Here is a 23,404-nt window from a genome sequence, read left to right on the forward strand (position 1 = left end):
AGGGGGCGTGGGGAGGCGCGGTGTGTGAGACGTCTTGATCGGTTGGGATTCCGTACGCCGTTTGTGCCACAGTGCTCCTGCCCGAGCGGTAAGCAGCCGTGGATATCGGGTATGTGCCCATTAACCCCACGAAACCGGACATGCGTGGGTTCCTGTCCTGGGAAGTGATCGGCGTGATCGACACCGTAGGCGACTGCGCCGAGTGGACCTTTCCCGCGGAACCGGGTGCCGTCCGCACGGCCCGCGCGGTCGTCCGCGGCCAGCTGCGCACGTGGGAGCTGGACGTCCTCGGTGACGTGACCGCGCTCCTGGTCAGCGAACTGGTGACCAACTCCCTGCGGTATGCCACCGGCCCCATCGGCGTTCGCCTCGTCAGGCCCGCGGGCGTGCCGGACGCCCTTCTGGTGGAGGTGTCCGACCCGCTGCCCGACCCGCCCCGCGAACGGGCCGCGGGCGCCGACGACGAGAGCGGGCGGGGTCTGCAACTGGTGGCCGGTTCCTCCCGCCGCTGGGGCACCCGCCCCGGGGACACCGGTAAGACCGTCTGGTTCGAGCTCACGGTCCCCGGCTGAACCTGCCGCGCTGAACGTGTCCCGCCGAACATGCCGAGCTGCACGTGCCCTGCCGAACGTGCCGAGCTGAGCGTGTCCGGCTGAGGGATCGTCGGAAAGCTCCTCCGACGGCCTCTCGGACATCCGTCCGAGAGGCCGTGCGCCACCCGTCCGACGGGCCTGTCGGTCGTCCATCTGAGGGTCCGTCGGACGGGGGACGGGGCGGTCGATCGATTCGGGCCACGAGTGTTGTCCGGACTCTTTGATTCGATGGGGCGCCACCTGGTTAGAAGACTGGGAGTATGTCGCGGCCGGTCCAAAAACCATCGGGACCGTGCTGTGATCGTGAACACCGTGTTGTGCGGCGCCGTAGTGCTGGATACTGCGGGCAGCCGCCCCCGGTGACCGGTGCCGGGCGCGGTGAGCTGGAGGGGACGGTTCGCGTGAGCGAGATACCAGCGAAGGCCACGGAGTCCGAGGACCCGTCGGACCGCGCGAGGGCTGAGGCCGCGGGCGATTCCGCCATGGCCGCGGCGTCGGACGGCCCGAGCGACGGCGAGTCGGACGACGCGACGAACGGTGCGTCAGGCGGCGCCACGGGCGGAGCCGCGGGCGACGCTTCGGCCGGGACACCGGTCCTGGCGACGTCCGGGACGTCCGTCGAGGTGCCGGTCGAGGCACCCGTCGAACCCCTGGCCGAGGCGGTCGGCGACGTGGTGTGGCAGAGCAGTCCACCCGGCTCCATGTACGACTACATCAAGGTCGCGTCGTTCTCCATCGGCGCCGACGGACTCGTCGACCAGTGGAGTCTGCGCGCCGAGCAGCTGTTCGGCATATCCGCGGAGCGCGCCGTGGGCATGGACCCCATCGAGGCCTTCGTCGCCGCCGACCGGCGCGAGTTCGGGCAGCGCAAGATGGCGGAGATCCTGGACGGCCGCGAGTGGACCGGCGTGGTCCCCTTCCGGATGCCGCCCTCCGACGCCGGCGACGAGGGCGCCGAGGGCCTCGCCGAGGTCTATGTGATGCCCACCACTACGGAGGACGGTGAGCGGGCCGCCGTATGCATCGTCGTTGACGTCCGGACCCTGCGCCGGATCGAGACGGACCTCGCCGCTTCGCAGGCGATTTTCGGTCAATCTCCGTTCGGCTTCCTCCTGATCGACACGGATCTCCGGGTCCGTCGCGCCAACCAGCGCTTCGCGTCGGTGTTCGGCGGCGACGTCGACGGCCACCGAGGCCGCACGGTCCACGACTATCTGCCGCGCTCCGAGGCCGAGCGCGTCGCCGCGACACTGCGGCGGGTCCTGGAGACCGGCGACTCCATCACGGACATGCACGTCGCCGGGTTCGTGCCCGGCTCCGAGGAACGCCGTCACTGGTCGGTCAACCTCTACCGCGTCCACAGCGGCAGCGGCCGCCCCATCGGCATCGCCTGGCTCGGAACCGACATCACCAGCCGTCGTGCCGCGGCGCGTGAAGCGGCCGCCGCGCGCCGCAACCTCGCCCTTCTGAACGAGGCCGGCGCCCGCATCGGCAACTCCCTCGACCTGGAGACCACCGCCCGCGAGCTGCTGGACGTCGTGGTGCCCGGCTTCTGCGACCTCGCGACCGTCGACCTCTACCAGGGCCTGCTGGCCGGCGAGGAGACGCCACCCGGGTTCGCCGACGGCAGCGCGGAGCTGCGCCGGGTCGCCTTCGCCAGCGCCGTCTCCGACGCGCCGTTCGTCGGCGGACCCGCCCCGGTCGCCGTCGGCGCCGTCCACCACTTCCCGTTCAACTCGCCCTGCGCGGACGCCCTGCGCACCGCCCGCCCCCAGCACGTCCCCGCCGAGGAGGGTGGGCTCATCCAGTCCACGCTCGCCGTGCCGATGGTCGCGCACGACACCGTCGTGGGACTCGCGCAGTTCTCCCGCACGAAGGGCAGCGAGCCGTTCGGCGACCGCGACCGCTCCCTCGCGGTGGAGCTCGCGGCACGCGCCGCGGTCTGCATCGACAACGCCCGCCTGTACCGCCGCGAGCACGAACGCGCCCTGATCCTGCAGCGCTCCCTGCTGCCGCCGGGCGACCCGGAGGCCTCCGGCCTCGACATCGCCTGCCGCTATCTGCCCGGCAACGCGGCCACCGAGGTCGGCGGCGACTGGTTCGACGTCATCGAACTCCCCGGTCACCGCACGGCGCTGGTGGTCGGCGACGTCATGGGCCGCGGGCTGCGCGCCGCCGTGGCGATGGGTGAACTCCGCACGGCCGTAAGGACCTTGGCGCTCCTCGACCTCGAACCTGCCGAGGTACTGTCGGCGTTGGACGAGATCGCTCGTGGCCTGGGCACACCCGGCGGCGTCCAGCAGGCGACCCGCGCGGCCCGCCAGCCCCGCGACGCGGACCTCTCCGAGGTGTATCTCGCGACCTGCGTGTACGCGGTCTACGACTCCGTGACCCGCAGGATCACCTTCGCCAACGCGGGCCATCTGCCGCCCGTCCTGGTGGAGCCCGGCGAGAGCGCGCTGATGCTCGACGTGCCGCCGGGCATGCCGCTGGGTGTGGGTGGCGAGCCCTTCGAGGAGGTCGAGGTCGAACTACCCGAAGGTGCTCTTCTCGCGCTCTACACGGATGGACTGGTCGAATCGCGCGACCATCCCCTCGACGAGGGCCTGCAGGCCTTCGTCGGAGCGCTGACCGATCCCTCGCGCCCCCTGGAGGACGTCTGCGACCACGTCCTCAACACCCTCGACACCCACCACGGTGAGGACGACATCGCACTGCTGATGGCGCGCGTCCAGGGGCTGCCCGCCGATTCCGTCGGCGACTGGACCCTGCCGCGTGAGCCGCGCAGCGTGGGCCGGGCCCGCGAGTACGCCCGTACCCAGCTCACCGCCTGGGACCTGGAGCCGCTCGTCGACACCGCCGAGTTGCTGGTCAGCGAGCTGGTGACGAACGCCCTGCGCTACGGCGAGGGCGAGATCCGGCTGCGGCTGCTGCTCGACCGGACACTCGTGTGCGAGGTCTGGGACGCGGGCCTCGTGCAGCCGCGCCGCCGCCGCGCCCGGGACACGGACGAGGGCGGCCGGGGCCTTCAACTCGTCGGCCTGCTCTCCGCCGCGTGGGGCTCACGGCGCACGCCACGGGGCAAGACGGTCTGGTTCGAACTGCCCCTCCCCGACGCCGGGACGACGCTCACGGATCCGGCGGAGGCGTTGCTGAGCCTGTTCTGACCGGTGCGGGTGCGGACACCGCCCGGCGGTAGCGCGTGCGCGGGCCACCGAAGCTCGCGACGCCACCGGAAGCGACGCCGCTGGGAGCGGCACCACCAGTAGTGGCACTGCGGGTAGCAGCGTCACCGGTAGCAACGCCGCCGGAAGCACCACCACCGAGAGGGCCACCGCCGGTAGCAACGCCGCTGGCCGTGTCACCTCTGGCCGTGTCACCTCTGGCCGTGTCGCCGTCCGGGACCGAGTTCCCGTCCGGGACCGTGTCCCCGCGCAGGATCCCGCCGAGCACGGCGCCGCGGACTCCGTCGCCCTCCGGTCCGGCGTACGGATTGCCGTACGTCCGTACGTCCTGCTCCGCGAGCTGCCGGGCCTCCCGGGCGAGCGCGTCGGCCCGCTGGACGTCGGGGAAGGTGAGGGGCGAGCGCGCGAGATGGCGTTGCGCCTCCGCCAGCCGGGTCCGGGCCTCGGGGCCCACCACCGCCCGGTGCGTCGCGACGAAGTCGTCCGCCGCCGTGACGGCGCTGCCGGCCACCGGACACGCGTCGTCGAGCAGGACCCCGTCGCGTTCCTCGTCCCGGCCGAGGGCAGGGATGCCGGCCAGGGCCGCGGCCGCCCGGACCGACCGGCGCAGGGCGTCGAGGGGGTCGTGCGGGCCGCTCGCCATCTCCCGGCGCACGTCCGCGACGACCGAGCGGGTGTGCGCGACGCGACCGGACAGCGCCCCGCCGACCGCGCCGGCCGGAACCGCGCGGGCCCGTTCGAGGTCGGCGTCGGCGCCGGCCAGCGCGGCGGGCAACCGGTCGGCCGCGGTGTCGAGTTCGGCGGCCAGCCGGTCGACGCCGGTCAGCAGGACGTCCGCCTGCCCGATGGCGCCCTCGGCGGCCCGCAGATACGCCGTGGCCCGCGCGGACTCGTTCCGGTCGAGCGACTGCCGGGCCCGGTTGAGGTGGGTCGTGGCGAACACGAGCCTGTCCTTGGCCTGTTCGACGTGTCCGGCGGCGGGCAGGGAGGCGGACGGCGCATACCGCTCGTGCAGGCCCGCCAGCGTCGCCTGCGCGGCGGGCGCGCGGTGGGCGAGTTCCCGGAAGCGGGCCTCCGCCGACTCCAGCGCGGCGGGCGTGGAGCGTTCCAAGGCGCGCAGCAGGTCGAACCCGGCGGCCTCCGCGTCCAGCCGCCGCCCCGCCTCCGCGCAGCGGGCGCGGATCTCCTCCAGGGTCCGCCGCCGGACCTCCTCGTCGTCCGGCGCGGTGTCGTCCAGCCGCTGCCGCAGCCGGAAGGCCACCATCAGCTCGGATCGCGCGAACGCCACCGCCTCCGCGTAGGCTCCGACCGCCTCCCGGCCGAACAGGGCCGCCGCGGAGCCGAGTTCCTCGGCACTGGTGCGCACGCAGTCGTCGGCCACGACGAGCGACTGCCGGGCGAGCCGGTCGAGTTCGGCGAGCGGCACGGTTCCCGGGACGGCCTTGCCCGGGGTCGTACGGGTCCGCGCGCGCCGTATTCGTCGGACGGAGGCGTACGCGGCCAGCGAGCCCGCGACGACCACCGCGACGACGGGCAGCACCAGATCGTCGGCGGACGTACCGCCCTGCCCGGGCGCCGCCGACACCTCCTCGACGACCGCGCCCTTCCCCGTCCGCTCCGGGGGATCCCCGGCGAACGGCCGGGTGACGGGCAGCAGCAGCCACCCCAGCGCCATCAGCCCCCCGAGCACGGCATGCGCCACCCGCACGGCTATGGAGGACGTGGCTCGGCGAGACCGGGTCCGGCTCAGGGGCGACGTCACATTTGGGAGCGTATGGCCGCTCGCCCGCGGGCGCGACCGGGGTGCGCCGAGCCGGGCGCACCTAAGGTACGGGGGATACAGGGGCATACGGAGGGGGCGCAGGGGATGGGCGCGGGGCGGACGGAACCGGGGACGGGGCGGGGCGAGGAACCGGGCACGGAGGGCGGACCGGCACCGGCAGTGGCACCACCCGAGCCGGACATACGAACGGGAGCGCCGGACGCGTCGGCCGGAGCGCTGGACGCGTCGAGCGGAGGGCCGGACTCGACCGGAGGGCCGGACACGTCGGCCGGAGGGCCGGACGCGTCGACCGAAAAGCCGGACCCGCGGACGGCTTCCGCGCCCACCTCCACTCGCCGCGCCGCGACCCCGCTCCAGCGCCTGGCCGGTGTCTGGCGGCGGCCCGCTCTGCGATGGCCCCGGCGCATCGCGTCGGCGCTCGTCCTCGTCCTGCTGCTCCCGCCGCTCGCCGCGGGCATCGCCCTGCGCGTCAACTACGGCGGAGACCCGGCCGCCGGTACGTACACGAGGCACCGCGACGCCCTGTGGATGGGCCACGCCTGGGTCGACGGCCGGAAGAAGGACGCGGACGTCAGGGCGCTGGCGGCGCGGCTGCGCACGACCGGCGTCCGGGACCTGTACGTGCACGCGGGCCCCCTGGAGCACGACGGGACGCTGCCCGCGTCCGCGTACCCGAAGGCGCGCTGGCTCATCGGGGCGATCCACCGGGAGCTGCCGGGCGTCCGCGTCCAGGCCTGGCTGGGCGACGAACTCGCGACCGAGGGCCCGGTCGGACTGCGCCTGGAACGCGCCGCGACCCGGGCCGCCGTGGTCCGCTCGGCCGGGCAGGTCCTCGACGCGGGATTCGCCGGCGCGCACTTCGATCTGGAACCGCTGCACTCCGGCGACGCCGGCTATCTCTCCCTCCTCGGCGACCTGCGCCGCGTCACCCGCGTCCACGGCGCCCTGCTCTCCGTCGCCGCCCACCAGATCGACCCGCTGCCGTCGCTGCACTCCCTCTGGGGCACCGTCACGGGACACCCCAAGTGGTGGTCCCAGGAGTTCTTCGGCCAGGTCGCCCGCCGGGTCGACCAGATCGCCGTGATGTCCTACGACACGGCGCTGCCGCTGGAGAGCCTGTACGGCGGCTACGTCGCCCAGCAGACCTCGCTCGCTCTGGAAGTCACCCCGGCGAAGACCGACCTGCTGATGGGCATGCCCTTCTACTACGAGGACAACATGGACCATCACGGCTCCGCCGAGACCGTCGCGGCGGCCGTCCGGGGCGCCCGCCTCGGCCTCTCCCGCACCGACCGCACCCGCGAGAACTTCGGCGTCGCCGCGTACGTGGACTTCGCCGCCCGCGAGAAGGACTGGACGGCGTACGAGCGGGGCTGGGTCCGATGACCGACGGCGGACCTCGAACCGGGAGTCCGGTCAGCAGGCGGTCAAGTGCCTGGAGGTCCGGGACCCCCGCGTGCCATGATCGGAACGCGTGCCGGATGCGTACGCCAGGGGGACGGAACCGATGGACATGACGTGGGTGACGGTGGGCGTGCTCGTCCTGGGCGCCCTGGCGGGAGCCGGAATCGTGGCGATCACGACGGGCCGGCTGCCGCCGCTCGGCCGCGACCGAGTCCTCCGGCCGCGGCTGTGGGGGTACGGAGCACTGGTGAGCGCCGTCGGCCTCGGTGTGTTCTTGTTCCTCGGTCCGTTCCACGGGCCCGACCTCCGCATGGCGCCCTACGCCCTGTCCGGCACGGCCGTGTTCCTGGTGGGCTCGGCGCTCCAGATGGCGGCCCGCCGCCCGGGCCGTCCCGCTACGCCTCCCGCCTCCTGATCTTCGAGCCCAGCCACACCAGCGGGTCGTACTTGCGGTCGACCGCCCGTTCCTTCAGGGGGATCAGGGCGTTGTCCGTGATTCTGATGCCCTCGGGGCAGACCTCCGTGCAGCATTTGGTGATGTTGCAGTAGCCGAGGCCGTGTTCGTCCTGGGCGGTGCGTTTGCGGTCCAGGCCGGTGTCGGCCGCGGCGTCCAGCGGGTGCATGTCGAGCTCCGCCACCCGCATCAGGAAGCGCGGCCCCGCGAACGCCGGTTTGTTCTCCTCGTGGTCCCGCACGACATGGCAGGTGTCCTGGCACAGGAAGCACTCGATGCACTTGCGGAACTCCTGCGAACGGTCCACGTCCTCCTGCTGCATCCGGTACTCGCCGGGGGCCAGCCCGGCGGGTGGCACGAAGGCGGGCACCTCCCGCGCCTTCGCGTAGTTGAAGCCGACGTCCGTGACGAGATCCCGGACGACGGGGAAGGCGCGCAGTGGCGTGACGGTGATCGTCTCCTCCCGGGTGAACACCGACATCCGGGTCATGCACATCAGCCGGGGGCGTCCGTTGATCTCCGCCGAGCACGAACCGCACTTGCCCGCCTTGCAGTTCCAGCGGACGGCCAGGTCGGGGACCTGGGTCGCCTGGAGGCGGTGGATGATGTCGAGCACCACCTCACCGTCGTTGACGTCGACCGCGAAGTCCTCCAGGCCGCCGCCCTTCACGTCCCCGCGCCACACCTTGAAGCGGGCCTCGTAGCTGCTCACTCGTAGAGCTCCTCTTCGGCGAGGTACTTGACCAGCTCCTCCTTCTCGAAGAGGGCGAGCAGGTCGGGGCGGATGGGCTCGGTGTTCTCGCGGGTGAGGTCGATCTGGCCGCGCACCGGGTCGGTGGCCGCCAGTCCGCCGGTGGGATCCGTCAGCCGGCACAGCAGGTTGACGCGGCGCCAGACCCGTTCCATCACCGGATGGTCCTCGCGGGTGTGACCGCCGCGGGACTCCGTGCGCTCCAGGGCGGCACGGGCCACGCATTCGCTGACCAGCAGCATGTTGCGCAGGTCGAGGGAGAGATGCCAGCCGGGGTTGAACTGCCGGTGCCCCTCGACGCCCGCCCGGCGGGCCCGTACCCGCAGGTCCGCGAGCTTCTCCAGGGCCTGTTCCACCTCGGCCTCGCGCCGGATGATGCCGACCAGGTCGTTCATGGCCTGCTGGAGTTCCTGGTGCAGGGTGTACGGGTTCTCCGGCGGCCGGCCGTTCTCCTCGCCGGGTACCGGGCCCTCCGCGGAGAAGGGCCGCAGCGCCTCCGCGGCAGCCGTGTCGACCTGGACGTCGTCGACGGGCGGGCGGTCCCCGGCCAGGCCGGCGGCGTACTCGGCGGCGTGCAGTCCCGCCCGCCGTCCGAACACCAGGAGGTCGGAGAGGGAGTTGCCGCCGAGCCGGTTGGAGCCGTGCATACCGCCCGCGACCTCGCCGGCCGCGAACAGACCCGGGACGCCACGGGCCGCCGCCGACTCCGAGTCGACCGCGATGCCGCCCATGACGTAGTGGCAGGTGGGCCCGACCTCCATCGCCTCGGCCGTGATGTCGACGTCCGCCAGCTCCTTGAACTGGTGGTACATGGACGGCAGTCGGCGCCGGATGACGTCGGCGGGCATGCGTGTCGACACGTCCAGGAAGACGCCGCCGTGCGGCGATCCGCGGCCGGCCTTCACCTCGGAGTTGATGGCGCGCGCGACCTCGTCACGGGGCAGCAGCTCGGGAGGACGCCGGTTGTGGTCCGGGTCCTCGTACCAGCGGTCGCCCTCTTCCTCGGACTGCGCGTACTTCTCCTTGAAGACGTCCGGGATGTAGTCGAACATGAACCGCTTGCCGTCGGAGTTGCGCAGCACGCCGCCGTCGCCGCGGACGGACTCGGTGACCAGGATGCCCTTCACCGATGGGGGCCAGACCATGCCCGTCGGGTGGAACTGCACGAACTCCATGTTGAGCAGCGGGGCGCCCGCCAGCAGCGCGAGCGCGTGGCCGTCGCCGGTGTACTCCCACGAGTTGGACGTCACCTTGAAGGACTTGCCGATGCCGCCGGTGGCGATGACGACGGAGGGCGCCTCCAGGACGAAGAAGCGTCCGGACTCGCGCTCGTAGCAGAAGACCCCCGAGACGCGGTTGCCGTCCTTGAGGACCCGGGTGACGGTGTACTCCTGATAGACCTTCAGGCGGCTCTCGTAGTCGCCCGTCTCCCTCATGTCCTCCTGCTGGAGTGAGACGATCTTCTGCTGGAGGGTGCGGATGAGTTCGAGTCCCGTCCGGTCGCCGACATGGGCGAGCCGCGGGTACTCGTGTCCGCCGAAGTTGCGCTGGGATATCCGCCCGTCCGCCGTGCGGTCGAAGAGAGCACCCCAGGTCTCCAGCTCCCAGACCCGGTCGGGGGCCTCCGTGGCGTGCAGCTCGGCCATCCGCCACTGGTTGAGGAACTTGCCGCCCCTCATGGTGTCGCGGAAGTGGACCTGCCAGTTGTCACCGGAGTTGACGTTGCCCATCGCGGCCGCGATGCCGCCCTCGGCCATCACCGTGTGCGCCTTGCCGAACAGCGACTTGCAGATCACGGCCGTACGGGCGCCGCGCTCGCGTGCCTCGATGGCGGCCCGCAGCCCCGCGCCGCCGGCGCCGACCACGACGACGTCCCACTCCTGTCGATCGACCACGGACATCAGAAGAACCTCGGATCGTCGAAGGCGCCGGACGCGACCAGGAACACATAGAAGTCGGCGAGCGCCACACTCACCAACGACGCCCAGGCGAGCAGCATGTGACGGGCGTTCAGCTTTCCGACCCACTGCCACATCCGGTACCGCACGGGATGCCTGGAGAAATGTTTGAGCTTTCCGCCGACGATGTGCCGGCAGGAGTGGCAGGAGAGGGTGTACGCCCAGATCAGCGTGATGTTGAGCAGGAAGACCAGGGTGCCCAGGCCCATGTGACCCCAGTGGTGGTGCTCGTCGCGGAAGGAGAGCACGGTGTCGTACGTGAGGGTGCCGGCGACGAGGATCGCGGCGTAGAAGAAGTACCGGTGGATGTTCTGGAGGATCAGCGGGAAGCGGGTCTCGCCGGTGTACTTCTTGTGCGGCTCCGCCACCGCGCAGGCCGGGGGAGAAGCCCAGAAGCCCCGGTAGTAGGCCTTGCGGTAGTAGTAGCAGGTCAGCCGGAAGCCCAGCGGGAAGACCAGGATGATGATCGCGGGGGAGATGCCCCACCAACTGCCGAACAGGTCCGCGTTCGGCCCCGCGTCCATGGTCCGGCAGCGTTCCGCCAGGCACGGCGAGTAGAACGGCGAGACGTACGGCGCCGCGTAGTAGTCCGTGTCCGCGAAGGCCCGCCAGGTCGAGTACACGATGAAGGCCAGCAGCCCGGCCGCGGTCGCGGCGGGTGCCAGCCACCAGCGGTCGGTGCGCAGATGCGGGGCGGCGATCGCGGCGCGCGTACCGGTCCGTACGCCGCCGCTGTTCGGATGGGGTTCCGTACCAGTGGCCAACTTATGACTCTCCGGTCGGGTCAGGGGGCGTGCCGGTCCCGGGCGCCGAGACCTTCGTCGTCCGAGTCCGTCCACAGGGAGTTGTCGTACGGGGTGTCGGGGATGGAGACGAGGTCGGGGCGCAGGGGTTTCGCGAGCCCGGGTGCGGATTCGCGCAGCAGCGCGACGCTTTCCCGCAGGTGGTCGGCGTCGGCGCGGACGCGGCGCATGTCGAGGCCGCCGCCGATCTGCTGCTCCAGGCGTCCCATCGACCTCAGCAGGTCGTCGAGACAACGCTGGACGGACGTCAGTTCATCGTGCACGGACATGACTTGCCCTCACTTCCACGGGCTCGGTGGCCCAAGGCGGCAACGTTCATGCGCCTGCGAGTGTTGCGCGTCACATGAGCCCCTGTGAAGGCGTATGCACGGATTCCCGGATCGAACCTTTGCGAGCGCGCCCCCGCACGCTCCGAACGCGCCGGGCTTGCCGGGGTGCCGGTCCACTGCCGTGATCCACCGGTTCGGCTCCACCCCGAATCCGCAGACCATGCCGTGCCCCCGTCCCCGGACCACCTCCGGCCCGGCCAGTCCGGTACCTCCGGCTCCCGCCCGTCCGGTACCGCCGACCCCCGCCCGTACCGAATTCTCGGACCCCGGCCGCCCCGGATCCTCGGACCTCGCCCGCACGATCCAGTCCGTCCGGCGCTTGAGGACGAGCCCTTGGGGCGAGGGGCCCCGCCCTGCTCCGGCCGGTTCCCCGGCCGTTCCTCCGGTTCCCCGGGGCCTCGCCCCGCCCGGTGCCCTCGGGCCTCGCCCTTCCCGGTTCTGTGGGCCCCGCCCCGCTCGTGCCGCCGGGCCCGCCCGCACCATTTAGCCCGTCCGGCGCTTGAGGACGAGCCCTTCGGGCGAGGGGGCCCCGCCCGGTTCCCCGGCCCCGCTCCTCGGGTCCCTCGGGCCTCGCCCTTCCCGGTTCCGGACCCCTGTGTCCCCGGGCCAGCCCGCACGATCCAGCCCGTCCGGCGCTTGAGGACGAGCCCTTCGGGCGAGGGGGGCGGGGGCACAGCTCCGTGAGGAGGGGGCACGCACGGGAGGCGCAGGGGGCCGCGAACCCGCCGGAAGGCACCCGCTCATTGCGCCGCACGGGTGGTCTTCCGCACGCCCCCGCCGTGTCGGCGCCCCCACGCACTCCCCCTCCCGTTCAGTGGGCGCATACATCTGATCAACCGCATATCCGACCAAAAATGATCAGATCCGGCCTGTTCCCCCACCGGAGGTTGCAGTGATGTCCCACGACGGCGTCGGACTGCGCGCGGTGATGCGCTCGGTCGCGTTCCTGACCGCGGGCGCACTCGCGGTGCCCGTCCTGACCGCGTGCAGCGCGGACGACGAGGAGAGGACCAGCCCCGTCGCCGCGCAGGACATCGCGCCCGCGGGCCGCAACCTGGTCACGGACGGCGGAACCCTGCGATGGGCCGTCGACGCCGTCCCGGCAACCCTCAACACCTTCCAGGCCGACGCCGACGCCACGACCTCACGGGTCGCCGGCGCCGTGCTTCCCTCCCTGTACCGGCTCGACCGCAACGGCCGCCCACAGCTCAACCCCGACTACCTCGAATCGGCCAAGGTCGTCGACGAGGAGCCGAAGCAGGTCGTCCTCTACAAGCTCAACCAGCAGGCGGTCTGGAGCGACGGCCGCGAGATCGGCGCCGACGACTTCGCGGCCCAGTGGCGCGCCCTGTCCGGCAAGGACAGCGCGTACTGGACCGCCCGCAACGCGGGGTACGACCGCATCGAGAAGATCGAGCGCGGCAAGAACAACCTGGAGGTGCGCGTCACCTTCAGCCGCCCGTACGCCGACTGGAAGTCGCTGTTCTCGCCGCTGTACCCGAAGGGCGTCATGGGCGCCGCGGCCACCTTCAACGACGGAGCCCGCCGCAAGCTGAACGTCACTGCCGGCCCCTTCGCCCTGCAGAGCATCGACAGCAAGGCCGGCGAGATCCACCTCACCCGTAATCCCCGCTGGTGGGGCCGCCCCGCCAAGCTCTCGGAGATCGCGCTGGTCGCCGTCCCGCGCGACCAGCGCGCCACCGCCCTCGCCGCGAACAAGATCGACATGGCCGACGTCGATCCCGAGGAGGCCGGGCGGATCACGCTCGCCGCCGCCGCCAAGGGCAGCGCCCCGCTGCAGGGCCCGACCACCCCGGGCAGCACGCTCAGCCCCGCACGGGCACTGCACTCCTGGGCCGTCGCACACGGCTCCGACACGGACGCCGCCCGCGACGAGGCCGGAGCCCGCGAGAAGGCGCGCCAGGCCGCCGCGCAGTACACCTCTGAGCAGAACAGCCTGAGTGGCTTCGTCGTCCGCAAGTCCCTCGAACCCGCGTACACCCAGCTCGCCCTGAACGGCTCCGAGGGCCCCCTCGCCGACGAACGCGTCCGCCGCGCCGTAGCCCGGGCCCTCAACCGCGACGAACTCGCGCAGGCCGTGCTCAAGCCGCTGGGCCTGCCCGCCGTACCGGTGGGCAGCCACCTCGCGCTCGCCGGCCAGCAGGCGTACGCCGACAACAGCGGCGCGCTCGGCGGCCAGGACACCAAGGAGGCGCAGGCGCTGCTCGTGGACGCCGGCTGGGTGCCCGGGGGGCCGGTGAAGGAGGAGAAGAAGGACAAGGAGAAGGAGAAGGGCAAGGCGGCCGGGTCCGAGGGCAAGAAGGCGGCCCCCGGTGCCGAGCCGGACTCCGACGACGGGAACTACAACGTCGGCGAGGACAACAAGCCGGCCGGGACCGACCGGGCGAAGGCGGACCCGGCTGATCAGCCCGAGCAGCCCGAGCAGCCCGAGCAGCGCGAGGAGCACGGGACGCAGCGCTCGGGCGAAAAATCGGCCACGCGGTTCGACGGCAAGCGGTACGCCCACCAGGACACCCGGCAGGGCGGGGCTCCCGGCGCCTACGCGCCCAAGGGCACGGCCGCCCCGGCGGGCGCGGCGTCCGGTGTGCTCGCCAAGGACGGCAAGCCGCTGACGCTCCGCTTCGTGCTGCCCTCCGGCCCCGGCTCGGAGACGCTGAGCACCGTCGCCGACCACATCTCGCGGATGCTGGAGCGCATCGGCATCCGTACGGAGACGACCAAGGTCGCGGGCGACAGCTACTTCAAGGACCACATCGCCTCCGGTCAGTACGACCTGGCGCTGTACTCCTGGCCCGCCTCCGCCTTCCCGGCCACCGACGCCCGCCCGATCTTCGCGAAGCCGGTCCCGGCCGCCGACGGCTCCCTCTCCGTCGAGCAGAACTACACCCGGGTCGGCACCGACCAGGTGGACCAGCTGTTCGACCAGGCCATCGGCACGCTGGACGAGGACGAGGAGCGGGCCCTGGTCCGCAAGGCCGACGCCCGGATCTGGGCCGCAGCAGGATCGATTCCTCTCTACCAGCGTCCCCAGCTCACCGCCGTCCGCCCGAACCTCGCCAACGCCGGCTCCTTCGGATTCCAGACCCCTCTCTACGAGGACATGGGCTTCCTGAAGAAGGGCGCGAAGCCGTCGGCGACTCCCAGCTCCCCCTGAGGGGGGTACGGGGCGCCGACGTCGAGCGGCTGCCCGCGCACCCGCGTATCCGCGGGTTTGCGCAGGGCCCCGCCGACCGCGCCCGCAAGCCGCCCCCGCCGGGCTCAAACCCCCGGCGGGGGCGGCCTCCGTCAGGGCCACGTACCATGGGGTAAGGCCGTGGCGTGTTCAGCCCGGCAGGCCCCGCGCTGCGGAGGCCGTCCACTCACTCCGGGAGAAGCGCCTCAATATGGCCACGCGCCACGACATCCGCAACGTCGCCATCGTCGCCCACGTCGACCATGGCAAGACCACCCTGGTCGATGCCATGCTCAAGCAGGCCGGTGCCTTCGCCGCGCACGCCGCCGAGTCGCTTGACGACCGCATGATGGACTCGAACGACCTGGAGCGTGAGAAGGGCATCACGATCCTGGCCAAGAACACGGCCGTGAAGTACCACCCCAAGGACGGGGGCGAGGTCATCACGATCAACATCATCGACACCCCCGGCCACGCCGACTTCGGCGGCGAGGTCGAGCGCGGTCTGTCGATGGTGGACGCGGTCGTCCTCCTCGTCGACGCCTCCGAGGGTCCGCTGCCGCAGACTCGCTTCGTGCTGCGCAAGGCGCTGCAGGCCCGCCTGCCCGTCATCCTGTGCATCAACAAGACGGACCGGCCCGACTCGCGCATCGACGAGGTCGTGAACGAGGCGTACGACCTCTTCCTCGACCTCGACGCCGACGAGGACCAGATCGAGTTCCCGATCGTCTACGCGTGTGCGCGGGACGGCGTCGCCTCCCTGACCAAGCCCGAGGACGGCACGGTCCCGCAGGACAGCGACAGCCTGGAGCCGTTCTTCTCCACGATCCTGTCGCACGTCCCGGCTCCCGAGTACGACGAGGACGCCCCGCTCCAGGCGCACGTCACCAACCTGGACGCCGACAACTTCCTCGGCCGTATCGCGCTCCTCCGCGTCGAGCAGGGCGAGCTGCGCAAGGGCCAGACCGTCACGTGGATCAAGCGCGACGGCACGATGTCCAACGTCCGCATCACCGAGCTGCTGATGACCGAGGCGCTCACCCGCAAGCCCGCAGAGAAGGCGGGCCCCGGTGACATCTGCGCCGTCGCCGGTATTCCGGACATCATGATCGGCGAGACCCTCGCCGACACCGAGAACCCGATCGCGCTGCCGCTCATCACGGTCGACGAGCCGGCGATCTCGATGACCATCGGTACCAACACCTCGCCGCTGGTCGGCCGTGGTGGCACCGGCAAGGGCGCCGAGAACAAGGCCGCGGTCAAGGACCGCAAGGTCACCGCCCGCCAGGTCAAGGACCGCCTGGACCGCGAGCTGGTCGGTAACGTCTCGCTGCGGGTGCTCGACACCGAGCGCCCGGACGCGTGGGAGGTCCAGGGCCGTGGTGAGCTCGCGCTCGCCATCCTGGTCGAGCAGATGCGCCGTGAGGGCTTCGAGCTGACCATCGGCAAGCCGCAGGTGGTCACCCAGGAGATCGACGGCAAGGTCCACGAGCCCGTCGAGCGCATGACGGTCGACGTGCCCGAGGAGCACATGGGCGCGGTCACGCAGCTCATGGGCGTCCGCAAGGGCCGGATGGACAACATGTCGAACCACGGCTCGGGCTGGGTCCGCATGGAGTTCGTCGTCCCCTCCCGCGGCCTCATCGGCTTCCGTACGGAGTTCCTGACCGGCACGCGGGGCACGGGTATCGCCCACTCCATCCACGAGGGCCACGAGCCCTGGTTCGGCGTGCTGGCCACCCGTAACAACGGCTCGCTGGTCGCCGACCGCGCCGGCGCCGTCACCGCGTTCGCGATGACGAACCTGCAGGAGCGTGGCGTGCTGTTCACCGACCCCGGCACCGAGGTGTACGAGGGCATGATCGTCGGCGAGAACTCGCGCGCCGACGACATGGACGTGAACATCACCAAGGAGAAGAAGCTCACGAACATGCGGTCGTCCTCGGCCGACTCGTTCGAGGCGATCGTCCCGCCCCGCAAGCTCTCCCTGGAGCAGTCCCTGGAGTTCTGCCGCGACGACGAGTGCGTCGAGGTGACCCCGGAGGCCGTTCGTATCCGCAAGGTCAACCTGGACGGCCGCGAGCGCGCCCGCGCCGCGAGCCGCGCCAAGAACGGCTGATTCGCCGTGCGGTGACGGCCGGCCCGCGGTCCGCCAGGACCGCGTCCGCCGGCCCACCGAGCCAGGGTGCCCCCGTCACGGGGGCACCCTGGCTTTTTTGCTGGCCCTGGTCCAGGAGGTGGCCGGGAGGGGGCGAACGGGGCGCGTGGGAGCCCGACCGCCGCCCCTTACCGCGATGTGCTCGGAAACGGTAGGGAAAACCCTCGAAGCACAGGGGGAGACCCCATCGGTTGGCCGATTCCCACTACTCTGCTGACCGGACAGGTCATTGCTTCGGCCGGATGGCGCGACGTCGTCCGCGAGTCGTGTCGCGGCGTGGCGCGTGTGCGCGCTTGATCGTCGAACGGCCTTGGCGCGGGCACTCGTTGCGTCGCGCAACGGGCCGCTGCCCCGCAGGTTTCCCGGTGCGAGGGCACGCCAAGGGCGCCCCTGCATGGCGACAACGATAGTCGCAACTGAATTTCTTGCCCCTTGCGTCCGGAATACGGACAGCCACAACCGATAGATGTGTAACAAGTCCGTTTCGCAGGGATCTTTCGTGAAACCCTTTGTCCGGATTTTGGAAGATGTGAGCGTCAGGTGTGATCGAACCGAGACCTTGTGAGTGTGGTTCGGGCACTGACCCATGGCAGATAGTTAGGCGCGTAGAGCTCGGATCAACGGGTCATGCGCTGCTGGTGGCGCCGACTCACGAGCGCGGGGGCACTTGACCGTTTCAGGCGCCGGTGACGGTGATGTGTCATGTGCCCTTCCAAGTGGTGAACCAATGGACTCATGAGGAGGAGCCCCATGCGTGGTGCCAAGAGCGCCAAGTGGGTTGCGATAGCCGCAGTTGTGGCGCTGGGTGCGACGGCCTGTGGCGGTGGCGGGGGCGACAGCAGCTCGGGCAGCGGCAAGGGCAACGGCGTCGTGTCGGTGGAGATCGGCGAACCGCAGAACTCGCTGGTTCCCTCCAACACGTACGAGACCGAGGGCGGCCAGGTCATCAACGCCCTCTTCACGGGTCTGACCAAGCTTGACGCCAGCAACAAGGTCGTCAACGCCATGGCTGAGTCGATCGAGACCAAGGACAACAAGGTCTGGACGATCAAGCTGAAGTCGGGTTACACGTTCCACAACGGCGAGAAGGTGACGGCCCAGTCCTTCATCGACGCGTGGAACTACGGCGCGAACCAGACCAACGCGCAGCAGACCAACCCGCTGTTCAGCCACATCGCGGGCTACAGCGACCTGAACCCGGGCGAGGGCAAGAAGCCGACGACCGACAAGCTGTCGGGTCTGAAGGCCGTCGACGACAGCACGCTCCAGGTCACTCTGAGCGGCGCGTTCTCGGCGTTCCCGTCGCAGCTGTCCTTCACGGCGTTCGTTCCGCTGCCCAAGGCGTTCTTCAAGGACCCGAAGGGCTTCGGCGAGGCCCCGATCGGCAACGGCCCCTTCGAGATGAAGGGCAAGTTCAAGCACAACGAGCAGATCGACACCACGAAGTACGACAAGTACCCGGACGCCTCGAAGATCGAGGTCAAGGGTGTCAACTTCAAGATCTACTCGAACCCGGACACCGCCTACAAGGACCTCGTCGCCGGCAACCTCGACAGCCTGCTGACGATCCCGACCTCGGGCCTGCCGACGTACAAGAAGGACCTGCCGAACCGCACGATCGACGAGGCCGACTCGGCCGTCGGTTACATCGGCTTCCCGATCAAGTACAACAAGGCGTTCCAGAACGCCGACCTGCGCAAGGCCATCTCCATGGCCATCGACCGGCAGACGATCGCCGACAAGGTCTTCCTCGGGGCCCGTACGCCCGCGGACGACTACATCAGCCCGATCATCGACGGTTACCGCAAGGGCGCCTGCGGTGACGCCTGCACCCTGAACGTGGCCAAGGCCAAGGAGCTCTACAAGCAGAGTGGCGGGCTGCCGGGCAACAAGCTGGAGCTCGGCTACAACGCCGACGGCGGCCACAAGGAGTGGATCGAGGCGGTCGCCAACCAGCTCCAGCAGAACCTGGGCCTGAAGGTGACGGCCAAGCCGTTCGAGCAGTTCCAGACCATCCTCAACGACCTGGACGCCAAGAAGTACCAGGGCGCCTTCCGTATGGCGTGGAGCATGGACTACCCGGACGCCGAGGACTACCTCCGCCCGGTCTTCTCGAAGGAAGCCATCGCCAACGGCTCGAACTACTCGGGTTACGTCAACGAGGACTTCGAGAAGCTCCTCGTCAAGGGCGACCAGGCTCCGACCCACGAGGAAGCGGTCAAGAACTACCAGCAGGCCGACGACGTCCTTCTGAAGGACATGCCCTACATCCCGGTGTACTTCTACACCCTGAACGCGGGCTTCAGCGACAAGATCAAGTCGATGAAGGTCGCCGGCCACCAGATCCTGTGGGACACGGTCAAGCTCAGCTGAGCCGTATCTGAGCAGGTCCGACACACGGACAGGGGGTGAGCAGGGGAGGAGCTCAAAGCCTTCCCCTGCTCACCCCTTCTGCCGTCTTCCGTCCGACAGTGCCGCCGCCCCGGCCACCGGGCGGGTTGAGCACCCCCCTCTGGAGTACCCATGGGCCGATACGTCGTGCGCCGCCTCCTGCAGGTGATCCCTGTGGTGATAGGCGTCACGTTCATCATCTTCTGCTTGGTCTTCGCGTTGCCCGGCGACCCGATCCAGGCACTGGCCGGCGACAAGCGCGCCGACCCCAACATCGCGGCGATCCTCCGCGCGCATTACCACCTGAACGAACCGCTGTACCAGCAGTACTGGCACTACATCAGCGGCGTCTTCACCGGTGACCTCGGTGAGACGTACAACGGACGTGCCATCTCCGACATCGTGTCCGAGCGGTTCCCGGTCACCCTGAAGCTGGGCCTGACCGCCTTCGCCATCGAGGCCGTCATCGGCGTCGTCGCGGGCATCCTCTCCGCTCTGAAGCGGGGCAAGTTCCTCGACAACGTGGTGCTGGTCGCGACCCTCGTACTGATCTCGATCCCGGTCTTCGTGTTCGGTAGCGTGCTCCAGCTCGAGTTCGGCATGAACCTCAAGCTCACCCCGGTCGCCGGCATCGAGAAGGGCTGGCCGCAGAGCTACATCCTTCCGGCCGTCGTGCTCGCCGCGACCTCCATGGCGTACATCGCGCGACTGGTGCGGTCGAGCATGACGGAGTCGATCCGTGCCGACTACGTCCGTACCGCGATCGCGAAGGGTCTGCCCCGGCGCCGCGTCATCGGCGTGCACGCCCTGCGCAACTCCATGATTCCGGTCGTCACCTTCCTGGGCTTCGACCTCGGCGCCCTCATGGGCGGCGCCATCATCACCGAGCGCGTGTTCAACATGCCCGGTCTCGGTGGCCAGCTGGCTCAGTCCTTGTATCTGCGCGAGCGACCCGTCGTGGTCGGCCTGGTGACCCTGCTGGTGCTGATCTACCTGGTCGCCAACCTCGTCGTAGACCTGATGTACGCCGTGCTCGACCCGAGGATCCGTTATGAGTGAGAAGACGATAGAGAGGCCCACCACCGACGAGGCCGCCCTCGCCAAGGAGACCGAGGCCGAGGAGAAGGCGGCGGCCCGTCAGGCGAGCCTCCTCAAGGACGGCTGGTCGGACCTGCGCAAGCGGCCGATGTTCATCGTGACCGCCTTGGTCATCGTGTGCCTGCTCGCGCTGGCGATCGCGCCCAGCCTGTTCACGGCGCGCTCCCCGTTCTCGGACGGCTTCTGCCAGCTGCAGAACTCCATGAGCGGGCCGTCGTCCGGGCACCTGTTCGGCTTCGACGTGCAGGGCTGCGACATCTACACGCGGACCGTGTACGGCACGCGCAACTCGATCGTCGTCGGTGTGGTGACCACCATCGCCACCACCTTGATCGGCGGCCTGGTGGGCATGCTGGCCGGCCTGATCGGCGGCTGGGCGGACGCGGTGCTGTCCCGGATCACCGAGGTGTTCGCGGGCCTGCCGCTCCTCATCGGTGGTCTGCTGATCATGTCGGTCTGGGGTGGCGGTGACGTCTGGTCGGTGTCGCTCATCATGGCGATCCTCGGCTGGCCGCAGGTCTTCCGGATCATGCGCGGCGAGGTCATCGCGAACAAGTACAACGACTACGTGATGGCCGCCCGCGCGCTGGGCGCGGGTTCGTGGCGGATCGCGTTCCGGCACATCCTGCCGAACACGCTCGCCCCCGTCATCGTCATCACCACGATGAACCTCGGTGTCTACATCGGTGCCGAAGCCGCCCTGTCCTACCTGGGCATCGGCATCCAGTACCCGAACATCTCCTGGGGCGTGATGATCAGTGACGCCCAGGACCGGTTCCTGACCTCGCCGCACGCCCTGCTGTTCCCGGCCGGTGCCCTGAGCCTTACCGTGCTGGCGTTCATCATGCTCGGCGACGTGGTTCGCGACGCCTTCGATCCCAAGATGCGCTGAGGGAGGCGTACGTGACCGACATCGACACCAAGGACGCCATCCCGGCTCCGCGATCCGGCGACGGCGGCAAGACCGCCCCGCTGCTCGAAGTGCGTGACCTGCACGTCGAGTTCCAGACCCGTGAGGGTGTGGTCCGCGCCGTCAACGGCGTCAACTACTCGGTGAACTCCGGGGAGACGCTCGCCGTGCTCGGCGAGTCCGGCTCCGGCAAGTCCGTGACCGCGCAGGCGATCATGGGCATCCTGGACATGCCGCCGGCCCGCATCCCCAAGGGGGAGATCCGCTTCCACGGCCAGGACATGCTCACCATGTCCAACGAGGAGCGGCGCAAGCTGCGCGGTGCGCGGATCGCGATGATCTTCCAGGACGCGCTGTCCTCCCTCAACCCCGTGCTCAGCGTGGGCTACCAGCTCGGTGAGATGTTCCGCGTCCACCAGGGGCTGTCGCGCAAGGAGGCCAAGGCCAAGGCCGTCGAGCTGATGGACCGGGTGAAGATCCCGGGCGCCGCGGCCCGGGTGAACGACTACCCCCACCAGTTCTCGGGCGGTATGCGTCAGCGCATCATGATCGCCATGGCGCTGGCGCTGGAACCGGACCTGATCATCGCCGACGAGCCGACCACGGCCCTCGACGTGACGGTCCAGGCCCAGGTGATGGACCTGCTCGCGGAGCTCCAGCGCGAGTACCACATGGGTCTGATCCTCATCACCCACGACCTCGGTGTCGTCGCCGACGTCGCCGACAAGATCGCGGTGATGTACGCGGGGCGGATCGTCGAGACGGCGCCGGTGCACGAGCTGTACAAGCGCCCGGCCCACCCCTACACCAGCGGCCTGCTCGACTCGATCCCGCGCCTGGACCAGAAGGGCCAGGAGCTCTACGCGATCAAGGGCCTGCCGCCCAACCTGCTGAAGGTGCCGAGCGGCTGCGCCTTCAACCCGCGCTGCGAGATGGCACAGGACATCTGCCGCACCGAGCGTCCCGCGCTGGTCCAGGTGACCGAGCGGGACGGAACGGAACTGCCGGGCCGCGCCAGCGCGTGCCACTTCTGGAAGGAGACGATCCATGGCTGACCCGACCAAGTCCGCCGAGCCGACGGACGCGACGCCGAACGTCTCCGAGGTGGAGATCGCCGACGCGCACTCCGTGGAGGAGGAGATCGCCGCCCTGGACGCGCCGGTCGACCGCGGTGAACCGATCCTGCAGGTGCGCAACCTCGTCAAGCACTTCCCGCTGACGCAGGGCATCGTCATCAAGCGGCAGATCGGCGCGGTGAAGGCCGTCGACGGCGTCTCCTTCGACCTGTACCAGGGCGAGACCCTGGGCATCGTGGGTGAGTCCGGCTGTGGCAAGTCGACGGTGGCCAAGCTCCTGATGAGCCTGGAGCAGGCGACGGCCGGCGAGGTCTTCTACAAGGGCCAGGACATCACCAAACTGTCCGGGCGTGCCCTGAAGGCGGTCCGCCGGAACATCCAGATGATCTTCCAGGACCCGTACACCTCGCTCAACCCGCGTATGACGGTGGGCGACATCATCGGGGAGCCCTTCGACATCCACCCCGAGGTGGCCCCGAAGGGTGACCGGCGCCGCAAGGTGAAGGACCTCCTGGACGTCGTCGGTCTCAACCCCGAGTACATCAACCGTTACCCGCACCAGTTCTCGGGCGGCCAGCGCCAGCGCATCGGCATCGCCCGTGGTCTCGCGCTCAACCCCGAGATCATCATCTGCGACGAGCCGGTGTCGGCCCTCGACGTGTCGGTGCAGGCACAGGTCATCAACCTGATGGCGCGACTGCAGGACGAGTTCAACCTCTCCTACATCTTCATCGCGCACGACCTGTCGATCGTCCGGCACATCTCGGACCGGGTCGGCGTGATGTACCTCGGCAAGATGGCGGAGATCGGCTCCGACGAGCAGATCTACGAGCACCCGACGCACCCCTACACCCAGGCGCTGCTGTCGGCCGTGCCCGTGCCGGACCCGGACGCCCGCGAGCAGCGCGAGCGGATCATCCTGACCGGCGACGTGCCCTCCCCGGCCAACCCGCCGTCCGGCTGCAGCTTCCGCACCCGTTGCTGGAAGGCGCAGGACAAGTGCGCCGAGCAGGTGCCGCTCCTCGCTGTGCCCGAGGTCTTCCAGGGCGTGGACACCCCGGCGGCGCACGAGTCGGCGTGCCACTTCGCCGAGGAGAAGGACATCGTGCACGCCGCCTGAGCCGCGCGTCGTCCGATCCCGCCGGTTCCCGGCACCGCCAGTCCGGTGCCGGGAACCGGCTTTTTCCATGTCATGGCGGGCCTTTTCCATGTCATGCCGGGCCGTGGCGGGAAGAAGGGGCGTGATCCGCCGATGGGGCCGGACGCCGGACGCCGCGCCCTCCTCCGAGTGTGTTGTTCCACGTACGGGTGGGCTGAA

The 23,404-nt window shown here is 70.2% G+C and carries 16 protein-coding genes; 11 read left to right on the forward strand and 5 right to left on the reverse strand.

The window, feature by feature from the left end; genetic code table 11:
* The first annotated feature begins 140 nt into the window (after nt 1–140).
* Complete coding sequence (locus OHB41_RS29615; RefSeq protein ID WP_266701157.1) at nt 141–572, forward strand: ATP-binding protein; 432 nt, start codon at nt 141–143, stop codon at nt 570–572.
* A gap of 422 nt (nt 573–994) precedes the next feature.
* Nucleotides 995–3,760, forward strand: coding sequence for a SpoIIE family protein phosphatase (locus tag OHB41_RS29620; RefSeq protein ID WP_266701158.1), 2,766 nt, complete (start codon nt 995–997; stop codon nt 3,758–3,760).
* Here the strand turns inward: OHB41_RS29620 and OHB41_RS29625 are convergent.
* Nucleotides 3,723–5,540: a hypothetical protein gene (locus OHB41_RS29625; RefSeq protein WP_266701159.1), complete on the reverse strand. Its 1,818-nt coding sequence runs from the start codon at nt 5,538–5,540 to the stop codon at nt 3,723–3,725. The two genes, OHB41_RS29620 and OHB41_RS29625, sit on opposite strands and share 38 nt — an antisense overlap.
* Before the next feature lie 105 nt (nt 5,541–5,645).
* On the opposite strand from OHB41_RS29625, the gene OHB41_RS29630 reads away from it, so the two are divergent.
* Nucleotides 5,646–6,947, forward strand: coding sequence for a glycoside hydrolase family 18 protein (locus OHB41_RS29630; protein WP_526024976.1), 1,302 nt, complete (start codon nt 5,646–5,648; stop codon nt 6,945–6,947).
* A gap of 127 nt (nt 6,948–7,074) precedes the next feature.
* Nucleotides 7,075–7,380, forward strand: a complete 306-nt coding sequence (locus tag OHB41_RS29635; RefSeq protein WP_266701161.1) for a hypothetical protein — start codon at nt 7,075–7,077, stop codon at nt 7,378–7,380.
* Here OHB41_RS29635 and OHB41_RS29640 read toward each other — a convergent pair.
* Genes OHB41_RS29640 through OHB41_RS29655 form a run of 4 tightly spaced genes read right to left on the reverse strand, consistent with a single transcriptional unit; the run spans nt 7,361 to nt 11,200 of the window.
* Nucleotides 7,361–8,131 (reverse strand): succinate dehydrogenase/fumarate reductase iron-sulfur subunit, encoded by a 771-nt coding sequence (locus OHB41_RS29640; RefSeq protein ID WP_266701162.1) that lies wholly within the window; start codon nt 8,129–8,131, stop codon nt 7,361–7,363. The genes OHB41_RS29635 and OHB41_RS29640 overlap by 20 nt on opposite strands.
* Complete coding sequence (locus OHB41_RS29645) at nt 8,128–10,071, reverse strand: fumarate reductase/succinate dehydrogenase flavoprotein subunit (protein ID WP_266701163.1); 1,944 nt, start codon at nt 10,069–10,071, stop codon at nt 8,128–8,130. The genes OHB41_RS29640 and OHB41_RS29645 overlap by 4 nt, the downstream gene beginning before the upstream one ends.
* Nucleotides 10,071–10,892 carry a succinate dehydrogenase subunit SdhC gene (gene sdhC, locus OHB41_RS29650; RefSeq protein WP_266701164.1) on the reverse strand — a complete coding sequence of 274 codons (822 nt, stop codon included), beginning with the start codon at nt 10,890–10,892 and terminating at the stop codon, nt 10,071–10,073. The genes OHB41_RS29645 and sdhC overlap by 1 nt, the downstream gene beginning before the upstream one ends.
* A 20-nt stretch (nt 10,893–10,912) precedes the next feature.
* Nucleotides 10,913–11,200, reverse strand: a complete 288-nt coding sequence (locus tag OHB41_RS29655; protein WP_266701165.1) for an Rv0250c family protein — start codon at nt 11,198–11,200, stop codon at nt 10,913–10,915.
* A 955-nt stretch (nt 11,201–12,155) separates the two neighbouring features.
* On the opposite strand from OHB41_RS29655, the gene OHB41_RS29660 reads away from it, so the two are divergent.
* The 7 genes from OHB41_RS29660 to OHB41_RS29690 all read left to right on the forward strand — a co-directional run bounded on the left by OHB41_RS29660 (nt 12,156) and on the right by OHB41_RS29690 (nt 23,206).
* Nucleotides 12,156–14,435 (forward strand): ABC transporter family substrate-binding protein, encoded by a 2,280-nt coding sequence (locus tag OHB41_RS29660; RefSeq protein WP_266701166.1) that lies wholly within the window; start codon nt 12,156–12,158, stop codon nt 14,433–14,435.
* 229 nt (nt 14,436–14,664) lie between these two features.
* On the forward strand, nt 14,665–16,572 hold the full coding sequence (gene typA / locus OHB41_RS29665; RefSeq protein ID WP_266701167.1) for a translational GTPase TypA: 1,908 nt from the start codon (nt 14,665–14,667) through the stop codon (nt 16,570–16,572).
* 789 nt (nt 16,573–17,361) lie between these two features.
* A complete protein-coding gene (locus OHB41_RS29670; protein ID WP_266701168.1) occupies nt 17,362–18,984 on the forward strand; it encodes a peptide ABC transporter substrate-binding protein in 1,623 nt (540 codons plus the stop codon).
* A 150-nt stretch (nt 18,985–19,134) separates the two neighbouring features.
* The gene (locus tag OHB41_RS29675; protein WP_266701169.1) at nt 19,135–20,061 is read left to right on the forward strand and encodes an ABC transporter permease; all 927 of its coding nucleotides are present in this window, start codon (nt 19,135–19,137) and stop codon (nt 20,059–20,061) included.
* Nucleotides 20,054–20,992 (forward strand): ABC transporter permease, encoded by a 939-nt coding sequence (locus OHB41_RS29680; protein WP_266701170.1) that lies wholly within the window; start codon nt 20,054–20,056, stop codon nt 20,990–20,992. Before OHB41_RS29675 ends, OHB41_RS29680 begins: the two co-directional genes overlap by 8 nt.
* 11 nt (nt 20,993–21,003) lie before the next feature.
* On the forward strand, nt 21,004–22,065 hold the full coding sequence (locus OHB41_RS29685; RefSeq protein ID WP_451288942.1) for an ABC transporter ATP-binding protein: 1,062 nt from the start codon (nt 21,004–21,006) through the stop codon (nt 22,063–22,065).
* On the forward strand, nt 22,058–23,206 hold the full coding sequence (locus OHB41_RS29690) for an ABC transporter ATP-binding protein (RefSeq protein ID WP_266701171.1): 1,149 nt from the start codon (nt 22,058–22,060) through the stop codon (nt 23,204–23,206). Before OHB41_RS29685 ends, OHB41_RS29690 begins: the two co-directional genes overlap by 8 nt.
* Nucleotides 23,207–23,404: the final 198 nt, after the last annotated feature.

This window comes from Streptomyces sp. NBC_01571, assembly GCF_026339875.1.
Classification (GTDB): Bacteria; Actinomycetota; Actinomycetes; order Streptomycetales; family Streptomycetaceae; genus Streptomyces.

Coding starts and splice junctions, on each gene's coding strand:
- OHB41_RS29635 (WP_266701161.1), top strand. CDS start 7,075: ATGACGTGGGTGACGGTGGGCGTGCTCGTCCTGGGCGCCCTGGCGGGA.
- typA (WP_266701167.1), top strand. CDS start 14,665: ATGGCCACGCGCCACGACATCCGCAACGTCGCCATCGTCGCCCACGTC.
- OHB41_RS29675 (WP_266701169.1), top strand. CDS start 19,135: ATGGGCCGATACGTCGTGCGCCGCCTCCTGCAGGTGATCCCTGTGGTG.
- OHB41_RS29670 (WP_266701168.1), top strand. CDS start 17,362: ATGCGTGGTGCCAAGAGCGCCAAGTGGGTTGCGATAGCCGCAGTTGTG.
- OHB41_RS29690 (WP_266701171.1), top strand. CDS start 22,058: ATGGCTGACCCGACCAAGTCCGCCGAGCCGACGGACGCGACGCCGAAC.
- OHB41_RS29680 (WP_266701170.1), top strand. CDS start 20,054: ATGAGTGAGAAGACGATAGAGAGGCCCACCACCGACGAGGCCGCCCTC.
- OHB41_RS29630 (WP_526024976.1), top strand. CDS start 5,646: ATGGGCGCGGGGCGGACGGAACCGGGGACGGGGCGGGGCGAGGAACCG.
- OHB41_RS29660 (WP_266701166.1), top strand. CDS start 12,156: ATGTCCCACGACGGCGTCGGACTGCGCGCGGTGATGCGCTCGGTCGCG.
- OHB41_RS29645 (WP_266701163.1), bottom strand. CDS start 10,071: ATGTCCGTGGTCGATCGACAGGAGTGGGACGTCGTCGTGGTCGGCGCC.
- OHB41_RS29615 (WP_266701157.1), top strand. CDS start 141: ATGCGTGGGTTCCTGTCCTGGGAAGTGATCGGCGTGATCGACACCGTA.
- OHB41_RS29655 (WP_266701165.1), bottom strand. CDS start 11,200: ATGTCCGTGCACGATGAACTGACGTCCGTCCAGCGTTGTCTCGACGAC.